10 protein-coding genes are annotated in these 11992 nt (G+C 71.1%); 9 read left to right on the plus strand and 1 reads right to left on the minus strand.

Annotated elements, in window-relative coordinates:
• Positions 1-22: 22 nt before the first annotated feature.
• Positions 23-661: a GNAT family N-acetyltransferase gene (locus AC5Y3P_RS05600; RefSeq protein ID WP_500044895.1), complete on the minus strand. Its 639-nt coding sequence runs from the start codon at positions 659-661 to the stop codon at positions 23-25.
• A gap of 240 nt (positions 662-901) precedes the next feature.
• On the opposite strand from AC5Y3P_RS05600, the gene AC5Y3P_RS05605 reads away from it, so the two are divergent.
• The 9 genes from AC5Y3P_RS05605 to murD all read left to right on the plus strand — a co-directional run bounded on the left by AC5Y3P_RS05605 (position 902) and on the right by murD (position 11989).
• Entirely contained in the window at positions 902-1306 is a 405-nt protein-coding gene (locus AC5Y3P_RS05605) for an SCO2097 family morphological protein (protein WP_500044896.1), read from the plus strand.
• A 372-nt stretch (positions 1307-1678) separates the two neighbouring features.
• Entirely contained in the window at positions 1679-2110 is a 432-nt protein-coding gene (gene mraZ / locus AC5Y3P_RS05610; RefSeq protein WP_500044897.1) for a division/cell wall cluster transcriptional repressor MraZ, read from the plus strand.
• Positions 2085-3272, plus strand: a complete 1188-nt coding sequence (gene rsmH, locus AC5Y3P_RS05615) for a 16S rRNA (cytosine(1402)-N(4))-methyltransferase RsmH (RefSeq protein WP_500044898.1) — start codon at positions 2085-2087, stop codon at positions 3270-3272. Before mraZ ends, rsmH begins: the two co-directional genes overlap by 26 nt.
• Complete coding sequence (gene ftsL, locus AC5Y3P_RS05620) at positions 3269-4420, plus strand: cell division protein FtsL (RefSeq protein WP_500044899.1); 1152 nt, start codon at positions 3269-3271, stop codon at positions 4418-4420. The genes rsmH and ftsL overlap by 4 nt, the downstream gene beginning before the upstream one ends.
• Complete coding sequence (locus tag AC5Y3P_RS05625; protein WP_500044900.1) at positions 4417-6336, plus strand: peptidoglycan D,D-transpeptidase FtsI family protein; 1920 nt, start codon at positions 4417-4419, stop codon at positions 6334-6336. Before ftsL ends, AC5Y3P_RS05625 begins: the two co-directional genes overlap by 4 nt.
• 71 nt (positions 6337-6407) lie before the next feature.
• Positions 6408-7943, plus strand: coding sequence for a UDP-N-acetylmuramoyl-L-alanyl-D-glutamate--2,6-diaminopimelate ligase (locus AC5Y3P_RS05630; protein ID WP_500044901.1), 1536 nt, complete (start codon positions 6408-6410; stop codon positions 7941-7943).
• Positions 7940-9445 (plus strand): UDP-N-acetylmuramoyl-tripeptide--D-alanyl-D-alanine ligase, encoded by a 1506-nt coding sequence (locus tag AC5Y3P_RS05635; protein WP_500044902.1) that lies wholly within the window; start codon positions 7940-7942, stop codon positions 9443-9445. Before AC5Y3P_RS05630 ends, AC5Y3P_RS05635 begins: the two co-directional genes overlap by 4 nt.
• Positions 9436-10515 carry a phospho-N-acetylmuramoyl-pentapeptide-transferase gene (mraY, locus tag AC5Y3P_RS05640; RefSeq protein WP_500044903.1) on the plus strand — a complete coding sequence of 360 codons (1080 nt, stop codon included), beginning with the start codon at positions 9436-9438 and terminating at the stop codon, positions 10513-10515. The genes AC5Y3P_RS05635 and mraY overlap by 10 nt, the downstream gene beginning before the upstream one ends.
• Position 10516: 1 nt before the next feature.
• On the plus strand, positions 10517-11989 hold the full coding sequence (gene murD, locus AC5Y3P_RS05645; protein ID WP_500044904.1) for a UDP-N-acetylmuramoyl-L-alanine--D-glutamate ligase: 1473 nt from the start codon (positions 10517-10519) through the stop codon (positions 11987-11989).
• Positions 11990-11992: the final 3 nt, after the last annotated feature.

Genomic DNA, 11992 nt, shown 5'->3' on the forward strand with positions numbered 1-11992 from the left:
CGAGCGCGGGTTCGGTTCGGTTCTACAGCGGCAGGCCGCGGCCCAGGATGGCGAACGCCCGCGGATCCCCGGCGAAGTGGTAGCCGCGGATCACGTCGGTGAACCCGAGCCGGCGGTACAGCCGCCAGGCGCGGTTGTCCTCGCCGTTGATCTCCGGGGTGGACAGCAGCACATTGGCCTCCCGCCGGTCGGCCAGCAGCCGGCGCGCCAGCGCCTCGCCCAGCCCGCGGCCTTGCGCCTGCGGCGCGATGTGCAACTCCGTGAGCTCGAAGTAATTGCTGGTCAGCGCCTCGATGTCGGTGGCCGGCAGGCCGCTCCGGTGCAGTCCGGCGACCACCTGCTGACGCCACCACTGATCGGGGGCCCCGCAGTAGCCGTAGGCCACCCCCAACAGCGGCGCGGCGTCGATCGCGGCCGGGTCGGGCAGCGCCACCTCCCCGGCGCCGCTGCCGTTCGCCGCGGTACCGGCACCGCCATCCGGGGTGACCTCGACGGCTGCCACCGCGCGCCAGCCGGGGCGCCGGATGTGCTCGAGCCACATCGATGCGCGCTGCTGCTCGGTGCCGCGGGGGTAGCGCATGGCTTCGACGTAGACGCTCAGCGCTTCGGCCAGCCGGCGCTGCATGTCGGAGGCCGACAGGTCGATCAGGTACGTCGCCAAAGCGGTGTGCCTTCCACAGGAGTCGATCGGTTTTCGGTGGCGCCCTGCTCCATGCCGGTCCTGACTCATTATGTGCTGTGGGACGGCCGCACAGCGCGGGGTCCTGCACCACCTACAATGGGGGCAGTGAAGTGGGTGGTACGGCGCAGATTCACCTCGTATCATCTCTATAGAGGCCCGCAGTGGGCCGTGGGATCCGACAGCACGCCGACAAACCGCCGCGCAGGCAAGGAGGGACGAATGCCACTCTCCGAGCATGAGCAGCGCATGCTCGACCAGATCGAGAGCGCGCTCTACGCCGAAGACCCGAAGTTCGCTTCCAGCGTGCGGGGCGGCAATTTCCGGGCTCCCTCAGCGCGGCGACGTCTGCAGGGCATCGGGCTCTTCGTGGTCGGTTTGGCATTGCTGGTCACCGGTGTCGCGGTCAAGCAGACCATGATCGGGGATTTCCCGGTGCTTTCGGTGATCGGTTTCATCGCGATGTTCGCCGGTGTGGTGTTCGCCGTCACCGGTCCGCGGGTGCCGAGCCCGGACAAGGGCGGCGCGGGCGCCGGCCCGACCAAGATCAAGAAGAACAAAAGCTCTGGCGCCGGGTCGTTCACCGACCGGATGGAAGACCGGTTCCGTCGTCGGTTCGAGCAGTAGCTTCCTGAAGCACTGATATTGCGGGGCAGCCGGGTGGCTGCCCCGCTTTCGTTCTCGCGCCGCAACCTGATCGCAACGCGGGCGTGTCGGGTGGTTTCCGGCCGGTCGGAGCCTCGACAGGGCCGCGCCCCCCACTTCGCCCCACCGGTGGCTGCGGCCCTCCCTACCGCTCTGAACTGCGGTTTCTCCTGACTCGTCGGCGCGTGGTCGAAGGAAGTACTGGCGCCCGGTGGCATCCTCGTGGGACTGGGTGGGGAACCGCGGGCAAGTTTCCCGCTTTAATGGAGCAAAGTGGGGGATTGTGGGGTATGGTGGCGATGTGCGGAGCGCCAGGGGGTTCCGCACAGCAGGCCCAAGCGGGAGGTGACGAGTGTGTTTCTCGGCACCTACACGCCCAAGCTCGACGACAAGGGGCGGCTCACGCTGCCGGCCAAGTTCCGCGACGCACTGGCAGGAGGGTTGATGGTCACCAAGAGCCAAGACCACAGCCTGGCCGTGTACCCCCGCGCGGAGTTCGAGCAACTGGCTCGGCGCGCGGCCAGCGCGTCCCGCAGCAACCCGGAGGCCAGGGCGTTTCTGCGCAACCTGGCAGCCGCCACCGACGAACAGCATCCCGACGGTCAAGGCCGGATCACGCTGTCGGCCGACCACCGCCGCTACGCCGGCCTGTCCAAAGACTGCGTGGTGATCGGCTCGGTCGACTACCTCGAGATCTGGGATGCCCAGGCCTGGCAGGAGTACCAGCAGACCCACGAAGAGAACTTCTCCGCGGCCAGCGATGAAGCACTTCGCGACATCATCTGATGCGGCCGTCGGACCGACTGCCGCAGCCGCGGCGAGGGGTTGCCAACCGGTTGGGGCCCGTGCCACGTGGCCTCTGCCCGAAACGACCCTGGCGTACTTCCCCAACGCCAGGTTCGTTACGGACAGGGACCTCGGTGCACGGGCTTTCCACACCCTGACGGGAGGAGTGGCGATGGCCGACGAAAGTCATGGCCATGTGCCGGTCCTGCTGGAGCGCTGCGTGGAACTGCTGGCGCCGGCGTTGCGCCGGCAGTCCGCCGACGGGTCGGGTGCGGTGCTGGTGGACGCCACCCTGGGTGCCGGTGGCCACTCCGAGCGCTTCCTGACCGAGTTCCCGGGTCTGCGGCTGATCGGGCTGGACCGCGATCCCACCGCGCTGCAGATCGCCGGAGCACGGTTGGCGCCGTTCGGTGATCGCGTCGAGTTGGTCCGCACCCGCTATGACGGCATCGACACCGCGCTGACCGACGCCGGCCTGGCGACCCGCGGGTCGATTGACGGCGTGCTGTTCGACCTCGGGGTGTCATCCATGCAGCTCGACCGGGTCGAGCGCGGGTTCTCCTATGCCAGCGACGCGCCGTTGGACATGCGGATGGATCCCGACCTGCCGCTGACCGCGGCCGACATCCTCAACACCTACGACCAGGCGCAGCTGACCCGGGTGCTGCGCAGCTACGGCGAGGAACGGTTCGCCTCCCGGATCGCCGCCCACGTGCTGCGCAGCCGGAAGCAGAAGCCGTTCCAGACCACCGGCGAGCTGGTCGAGTTGCTGTACGCGGCCATTCCGGCGCCGGCCCGGCGCACCGGAGGGCATCCGGCCAAACGCACCTTCCAGGCCCTGCGGGTCGCGGTCAACGGCGAGCTGGACTCGCTGCGGGCTGCGCTGCCGGCGGCCTTGGATGCGCTGGTGGTGGGTGGCCGGGCGGTGGTGATGGCCTACCAGTCGCTGGAGGACAAGATCGTCAAGGCGGTCTTCGCCGAGGCCACGGCCAGCCGCACCCCAGCGGGGCTGCCGGTCGAATTGCCGGGCCACGAACCGGAATTCAGCCATCTGACCCGGGGCGCCGAACGCGCCGGGAACGACGAGATTGAACTCAATCCGCGCAGCGCGGCGGTGCGGTTGCGAGCAGTGCAAAAGCTCAGGGAAAGGCCACCGGCATGAAGACCAAGCGTGCAGCGACGCCGAAGCCGCGCGGCGCCCGGGGGCGGGTGCCGGTCGGCGATCCGCCGGCCCGACGGGTCCGGGCCACCGAGACCCCGCAGCGTCGGCGGCGGGCCGACGGAGCACCGCCGCGCCGGGGTGCCGACGCGCAGCCGCGGCGGACCGGTCGCGGCGCACCGCGCGCCCCGCAGCACGGACCGGCCACCACGCCGATCCAACGCCCGGTGCCGGCAAAGAACGCCGGTCAGGCCAAGGCCCGGGCCAAGGCGCGTAAGGCCAAGGCGCCCAAAGTAGTTCGGGTCCCGCTGCGGGAACGGCTGCGGATCTGGCTGGCCGGCATCGATCTCAACCCGCGGCGGCTGGCCGCGCGGGTGCCGTTCGTGGTGTTCGTCATCGCCGCGCTCGGGGTGGGGCTGGGCGTCACGCTGTGGCTGTCCACCGATGCTGCCGAACGGTCCTACCAACTGGGCAACGCGCGGCTGCAGAACCAGCAGCTGCTGCAGCAGAAGGAAGCGCTGGAACGCGATGTGCTGGAGGCGCAGGCCGCGCCGGCGCTGGCCGAAGCAGCCCGCGAACTGGGCATGATCCCGTCGCGCGACACCGCGCACCTGGTCCAGGATGCGGCCGGCGGCTGGATGGTGGTGGGCGAACCCAAACCTGCCGAGGGTGTACCGCCGCCACCGTTGAACGTCAAGCTGCCCGAAGAGCCTCCGGCCGCCGACGCCACCCGGCCGCAGGAGGTCGAACGCCCGGTGCGGGTCCCGGCACCGGCTGCCGCCGAACCGAATCCGGCCGCCCAGCCGCTGGACCACGGTCATTCGCCGACCGCACCGCAGCCCGGGCCGGTTGCGGTCGCACCCGCACCGGCCGCGCCCGCGGCTCCCGAGGCTGCCGCACCCGCACCCGCACCCGCACCCGCACCCGCCGCACCGGCAGCCCCCGAAGCTGCTGCACCGGCGGCCCCCGAAGTCGCGGCACCGGCACCTGAGGCTGCCGCACCAGCACCTGAGGTCGCGGTTCCCGCAGCCCCGCAGGGCACCGGCCCGGCCCCCGGCCCGGCACGCGGCCCGGCGCCCGGCCCAACCGTCGCACCCGAACAACCCGTCCTGGTGAACCCGGCCCCGGCACCCGCAGGAGCGCCGGCGTGAGCCGGGCCGGCCGCCCAGCACCCGGCTCGGCTGGCCGCGGGGCCAAGCCGGCTGCGGCGCAGGGACATTCGGTACGCGCCCGGCGTACCCGGGAGGCCGTCGAAACCGGTTCGCGGACCGCCGAGTTCGCCTTCCGGCACCGCACCGGCAACATCATCGTCGCGGTCTTCCTGATCATCGCCGCGGCTCAGCTGTTCAGCCTGCAGGTGCCGCGCGCGGCCGGGTTGCGCGCCCAGGCCGCGGGCCAACTCAAGGTCACCGACGTCGAACAGGCGGTGCGCGGCGCCATCGTGGACCGCAACTTCGACAAGCTGGCGTTCACCATCGAGGCCAGGGCGCTGACCTTCCAGCCCAAGAAGATCCGCGAGCAACTGGCCGAGGCCCGGGCCAAGTCCGAGAAGGCCCCCGAACCGCAAACCCGGCTGCGTGACATCGCCCGTGAGGTCGCCACCCAGCTGGACAACCGTCCCGACATGGCCACCGTGCTCAAGAAGCTGAACAGCAACGAAACCTTCGTTTATCTGGCCCGGGCGGTGGATCCCGCTGTGGCATCGAAGATTTCGGAGAAATTCCCGGAGGTGGGCTCGGAGCGCCAGGACCTGCGCCAGTACCCGGGCGGTTCGTTGGCGGCCAACCTGGTCGGCGGCATCGACTGGGACGGCCACGGCCTGCTCGGGCTGGAGGATTCGCTGGACGCGGTGCTGGCCGGCACCGACGGCTCGATCACCTACGACCGCGGATCCGACGGTGTGGTGATCCCGGGCAGCTACCGCAACCAGCACAACGCCGTGGACGGCGCCACGGTGCAACTCACCATCGACGACGACATCCAGTTCCACGTCCAGCAGCAGGTGCAGATGGCCAAGGACGCCTCCGGTGCGAAGAACGTCTCGGCGGTGGTCCTCGACGCCAAAACCGGTGAGGTGCTGGCGATGTCGAACGACAACACCTTCGACCCCGCTCAGGATCTCGGCCGGCAGGGCCACAAGGAGATGGGCAACCTGGCGGTGTCCTCGCCGTTCGAACCCGGATCGGTGAACAAGATCGTCACCGCGGCCGCCGCGATCGAGCTGGGCTTGACCAATCCCGACGAGGTACTGCAGGTGCCCGGCTCGATCCACATGGGCGGGGTGACCGTCGGCGACGCCTGGGAACACGGCGTGATGCCCTACACCACCACCGGGATCTTCGGGAAGTCCTCCAACGTCGGCACCCTGATGCTGGCGCAGCGGGTGGGCCCGGACCGGTACTTCGAGATGCTGGAGAAGTTCGGTCTGGGTCAGCGCAGCAATGTCGGACTACCCGGCGAGAGCGCCGGTCTGGTACCGCCGATGGAGCAGTGGTCCGGTAGCACGTTCTCCAACCTGCCCATCGGGCAAGGTCTTTCGATGACCCTGCTGCAGATGGCGGGCATGTACCAGGCGATCGCCAACGACGGGGTGCGGATCCCGCCGCGGATCCTGCGGTCCACCATCGCCGCGGACGGCACCCGCACCGACGAGGAACGCCCCGAGGGAGTGCGGGTGGTGTCGGCCGAGACCGCGCGCACCGTGCGGAACATGTTCCGGGCCGTCGTACAGCGCGACCCGATGGGCTATCAGCAGGGCACCGGCCCGCAGGCCGCGGTCGAGGGCTACCAGATCGCCGGCAAGACCGGTACCGCGCAGAAGATCAACCCGGAATGCGGCTGCTACTACAGCGACGTCTACTGGATCACCTTCGCCGGGATGGCGCCCGCCGACGACCCGCGCTACGTCATCGGCATCATGATGGACGCCCCGCACCGGGCCGCCGACGGCAGCCCGGGATCCTCGGCGGCTCCGCTGTTCCACAGCATCGCGTCCTGGCTGCTGCGTCGTGAGAACGTTCCGCTCTCGCCGGATCCGGGACCGGATCTGATCCTGCAGGCCACCTGAGCGGCTTCGGTCCGCCCGGCCAGTCGGTAGGGTGTCAAGGCTGATGACGGTCGCTAGTGCGGAGGTGTGTGGTGAGCTCGGGCCTGCGTCCACGCATCCTGGTTCCCGCGACGCTGCGTGAGCTCGCTGCGCTGGCCGACGGGGCCGGCATCCGCGCCGGCGAGGTTGCGCCGGCCGGCGCCGATCCGCAGCTCAGCGGGGTGACGCTGCGGGCCCAGGACGCCCATCCGGGCGATCTGTTCGCCGCGCTCCCGGGTTCGTCGGCGCATGGGGCAGCTTTCGGACCGGACGCGGTCAGCCGCGGCGCGGTCGCGATCCTGACCGACCCGGCCGGCGCGCAGATCCTGGGCGACATAGCGGTGCCGGTGCTGGTGCACGACGCGCCGCGGTCGGTGCTCGGAGCCGTGTCGGCCCGCGTCTACGGCGATCCGTCGCACTCGCTGACGGTCATCGGGGTCACCGGAACCTCGGGTAAGACCACCACCACCTACCTGATGGAGGCCGGGCTGCGCGCCGCCGACCGCAGCGCCGGGCTGATCGGCACGGTCGGCATCCGGATCGACGGCGCCGCCCAGCCCAGCGCGCTGACCACGCCGGAAGCCCCCGCCGTCCAGCGGCTGCTGGCCAGCATGGTCGAGCGCGGCGTCGACACCGCGGTGATGGAGGTGTCCAGCCACGCGCTGGCCCTGGGCCGGGTCGACGGCGTCCGGTTCGCGGCCGGCGGTTTCACCAACCTGTCCCGCGACCACCTGGATTTCCACCCCAGCATGGCCGATTACTTCGAGGCCAAGGCGCTGCTGTTCGATCCGGCGTCCCCGCTGCATGCCGAGCGCGCCGTGATTTGCATCGACGACGACGCCGGCGTGGCGATGGCCGCCCGCGCGGCCGATCCGATCACGGTGTCCAGCACCGGGCCCGCGGACTGGACCTGCGCCGACATCGTGCACAGCGGCGACGGCGGTCAGGAGTTCACCGTCACCGACCCGGCCGGCGTGCACCACCGGATCGGCATCCGGCTGCCCGGCCGCTACAACGTGGCCAACACCCTGCTGGCGTTGGCGCTGCTGGACGCCATCGGGGTGGCCCCCGAACAGGCCGCGCCCGGTCTGATGCAGGCACGGGTGCCGGGCCGATTGGAGCCGGTCGAACGCGGCCAGGACTTCCTGGCGCTGGTCGACTACGCGCACAAACCCGGGGCGCTGCGGGCCGTGCTGGAGACCCTGCGCAACCAGGCCGAGGGCCGGCTCGCCGTGGTGTTCGGCGCCGGCGGTGACCGCGATCCGGGCAAGCGAGCCGACATGGGTGCGGTGGCCGCCGAACTCGCCGACCTGGTGGTGATCACCGACGACAACCCGCGCACCGAGGACCCCGCCACGATCCGCGCCGCCATCGCGGCCGGGGCCAGCGGGCACGCCGCCGAGGTGCTCGAGGTGGGGGACCGGCGCGCCGCCATCACGGCCGCGGTCGGCTGGGCGCGCACCGGGGACGTGGTGCTGATCGCCGGCAAGGGCCATGAGACCGGACAGACCGGAGGGGATCGCACCGTGCCGTTCGACGACCGCGAAGTGCTCGCCGAGGCGATCGACGCGCTGGGGTCGGGGTCATGATCGACCTCACCGTCGCCGAGATCGCCGAGATCGTCGGCGGTCGGCTGGCCGACATCAGCGCCGCCGACGCCGCCGGTACGCACGTCCGTGGCAGTGTCGAATTCGATTCCCGCGCAGTCACTGCCGACGGGTTGTTCCTGGCTCTGCCGGGCGCGCGCAGCGACGGCCACGATTTCGCCGCGGCCGCGCACGCCGCGGGCGCCGCCGCGGTGCTGGCGGCCCGCCCGGTCGGGGTCCCGGCGATCGTGGTCGACCCGGCGCCGGGCGACACCAGTTCGAGCGTGCTCGAGCACGACCAGGACGGCTCCGGGGCCGCGGTGCTGGCTGCGCTGGCCCGGTTGGCCGCCGAGGTCGCGCGCCGGTTGGCTGCCGACGGACTGCGGATCATCGGGGTGACCGGTTCGTCGGGCAAGACCTCGACCAAGGACCTGCTGGCCGCCGTGTTGGCGCCGTTGGGGCAGGTGGTGGCCCCGCCCGGATCGTTCAACAACGAGCTCGGCCACCCCTGGACCGTGCTGCGCGCCGACGCCGACACCGACTTCCTGATCCTGGAACTGTCCGCGCGGCATCCCGGCAACATCGCCGCGTTGGCTGCCGTCGCGCCGCCGTCGCTCGGTGTGGTGCTCAACGTGGGCACCGCGCACCTCGGCGAGTTCGGTTCCCGGCAAGCCATCGCTGACACCAAAAGCGAGCTGGCTCAAGCCATTCCAGCTGACGGCGTGGTGGTGCTCAACGTCGACGACAGCGCGGTCGCGGCGATGGCGAACAAGACCTCGGCCCGGGTGGTGCGGGTCAGCCGGGCCGGCCCGGCCGATCTGTGGGCCGCCGACGTGCAACTCGACGAGCTGGCCCGGCCCCGGTTCGTGCTGCACCACGGTCACGAGTCGGTTCCGGTGACGCTGGCCGTGCACGGCGACCACCAGGTGTCCAACGCGCTGTGCGCGGCCGCGGTCGCGTTGGAATGCGGGGCCGACCTCGACGGTGTGGCGCGGGCACTGGGTGCGGCCGGACCCGTCTCGCCGCACCGGATGGCGGTCACCGACCGCGTCGACGGCGTCACCGTCGTCAACGACGCCTACAACGCGAACCCGGATTCGATGCGCGCCGGCCTGGCCGCGTTGGCCTGGATGGCCCGCGCGCCCCGCGAGCACGGCGCGCCGGCGCGCCGCAGCTTCGCGGTGCTCGGCGAGATGGCCGAACTCGGCGAGGACGCGATTTCCGAACACGACCGCATCGGCAGATTGGCGGTGCGATTAGATGTTTCTCGACTTGTCGTCGTCGGAACCGGGAGAGCTATGAGCGCCATGCACCAGGGCGCGGTGATGGAGGGTTCGTGGGGATCCGAAGCCACCCGCGTCGACGATGCCGACGCCGCGCTGGCGTTGCTGCGCGCCGAACTGCAGCCCGGTGACGTGGTGTTGGTCAAGGCCTCCAACTCGGCCGGGTTGGCGACTCTGGCCCAGCAGCTGATCGACGACGGAGACGGACCGGCATGCGACTGATCCTGATTGCCGTCGGCCTGTCGCTGGCGGTGGCGATCCTGCTCACACCGGCATTGATCCGGCTGTTCACCCGGCAGGGCTTCGGGCACGAGATCCGCGAGGACGGCCCGCCGAGCCACGCCACCAAACGCGGTACCCCGTCGATGGGCGGCGTGGCGATCCTGGCCGGCATCTGGGCCGGCTACCTCGGCACGCACCTGGTCGGGTTGGCCCTGGACGGCACCGGACCCACCGCCTCGGGTTTGCTGGTGCTGGGCCTGGCCACGGTGCTGGGCGCGGTCGGCTTCCTCGACGACCTGATCAAGATCCGCCGCTCGCGCAACCTGGGACTGAACAAGACCGCCAAGACCGTCGGGCAGGTGGGCGCGGCGGTGCTGTTCGGCATCCTGGTGCTGCAGTTCCGCAACCCGTCCGGCCTGACGCCCGGTGGCCGCGAGCTGTCCTACGTGCGCGAGATCGCCACCGTGACGTTGCCGCCGCTGCTGTTCCTGCTGTTCATCGTGTTCCTGGTGTCGGCCTGGTCGAATGCGGTGAACTTCACCGACGGGCTGGACGGTTTGGCGGCCGGCAGCATGGGCATGGTCAGCGCGGCCTATGTGCTGATCACCTTCTGGCAGTACCGCAATGCGTGCGCCACCGCACCCGGGCTGGGCTGCTACAACGTGCGCGACCCGCTGGACCTGGCGTTGATCGCGGCCGCCACTGCCGGTGCCTGCATCGGCTTCCTGTGGTGGAACGCCGCACCGGCCAAGATCTTCATGGGCGACACCGGCTCGCTGGCACTCGGCGGGATCATCGCCGGGCTGTCGGTGACCAGCCACACCGAGGTGCTCGCGGTGGTGCTCGGTGCGCTGTTCGTGGCCGAGATCGTCTCGGTGGTGGTGCAGATCCTGGCGTTCCGCACCACCGGCCGGCGGGTGTTCCGGATGGCGCCGTTCCACCACCACTTCGAACTGGTTGGTTGGGCCGAGACCACCGTGATCATCCGGTTCTGGCTGCTGACCGCGATCGCCTGCGGCCTGGGTGTGGCGCTGTTCTACAGCGAGTGGCTCGCGGCGATCGGCGCCTAGCTTGAACCCGGCCGGCTCCGAAGGTCTGGGTCCGCTGCGTCCGGACGCCGCGGTGCTGGTGGTCGGGGCCGGGGTGACCGGCCGCGCGGTGCTGGCGGCGTTGGCCCCGTTGGATGTGCGCGCCGAACTGACCGACGACGACCCGGCCGTGCTGACCGCCCGCGCCGCCGAGGGCACCGTCGTCGTCGACGCCGCGACCGCGCTCGTCCGGATCGCCGGCTACGCGCTGGTGGTGGTCAGTCCGGGTCTGCCGCCCAGCGCCCCGGTCGCGGTGGCCGCCGGCCGCGCCGGCGTGCCGATCTGGGGTGACGTCGAATTGGCCTGGCGGCTGGACCAATCCGGGCGTTACGGGCCGGCGCGGCGCTGGCTGGTGGTCACCGGCACCAACGGCAAGACCACCACCACCTCGATGCTGCACGCCATGCTGACTGCCGCCGGGCGGGCCAGTCTGCTGTGCGGCAACATCGGTGAGCCGGTGCTCGACGTGCTCGGCACGCCATCGGAGTTCCTGGCCGTCGAGTTGTCCAGCTTCCAGCTGCACTGGTCGTCGTCGGTGCGCCCGGACGCCGGCGTGCTGCTCAACGTCGCCGAAGACCACCTGGACTGGCACGGCAGCCTGGCGCACTATGCCGCGGCCAAGGCCCGCGCGCTGACCGGCCGGGTCGCGGTGGCCGGGCTCGACGACCCGCTGGCCGCCGAGTTGTTGCGCGACGCCGCCGCGGAAGTCAAGGTCGGCTTCCGGCTCGGGGCGCCGGCGGCCGGCGAGCTCGGGGTGCGCGACGGTCGGTTGACCGACCACGCGTTCGCCGATCCGGAGCTGACGCTGGCTGCGGCGGATTCGATTCCGGTGGCCGGTCCGGTCGGGGTGCTCGACGCGTTGGCCGCCGCGGCGCTGGCCCGCGCGGTCGACGTGCCGGCCGAGGCGATCGCGACGGCGTTGGCCTCGTTCAGTGTGGGTCGGCACCGCGCCGAACTGGTCGCCGTCGTCGACGGCGTCGCCTACGTCGACGACTCCAAGGCCACCAACCCGCATGCCGCCGAGGCCTCGGTGCGCGCGTACCCGCGGGTGGTGTGGATTGCCGGCGGTTTGCTCAAGGGTGCGGCGGTCGACGACATGGTGACCCGGATCGCCGACCGGCTGGCCGGTGTGGTGCTGATCGGCCGGGACCGCGGTTTGGTAGCCAAGGCGTTATCACGACACGCACCCGATGTCCCCGCCGTCGAGGTTGTGACGGGGGAGGATGTTGAGATGCTTGGGACTAATGGGGCATTTGTGACTCGAGTGGTCAGGGCGCCCGCGGGCTCGGCCAGCTCGGTGATGTCGGCCGCAGTGGCCACCGCCCGCGAACTCGCCCGACCGGGGGACACCGTGCTGCTGGCGCCGGCCGGGGCGTCGTTCGATCAGTTCGCGGGGTATGCCGATCGCGGCGAGGTGTTTGCCGCGGCGGTTCGCGACCTCGACGTCACGGACTAGTAG

This window comes from Mycobacterium sp. NGS45, assembly GCF_059812645.1.

Excerpts from the sequence above, each read along its gene's own strand:
- AC5Y3P_RS05605 (WP_500044896.1), top strand. The coding sequence starts at position 902 with ATGCCACTCTCCGAGCATGAGCAGCGCATGCTCGACCAGATCGAGAGC.
- rsmH (WP_500044898.1), top strand. The coding sequence starts at position 2,085 with ATGAAGCACTTCGCGACATCATCTGATGCGGCCGTCGGACCGACTGCC.
- AC5Y3P_RS05635 (WP_500044902.1), top strand. The coding sequence starts at position 7,940 with ATGATCGACCTCACCGTCGCCGAGATCGCCGAGATCGTCGGCGGTCGG.
- mraY (WP_500044903.1), top strand. The coding sequence starts at position 9,436 with ATGCGACTGATCCTGATTGCCGTCGGCCTGTCGCTGGCGGTGGCGATC.
- ftsL (WP_500044899.1), top strand. The coding sequence starts at position 3,269 with ATGAAGACCAAGCGTGCAGCGACGCCGAAGCCGCGCGGCGCCCGGGGG.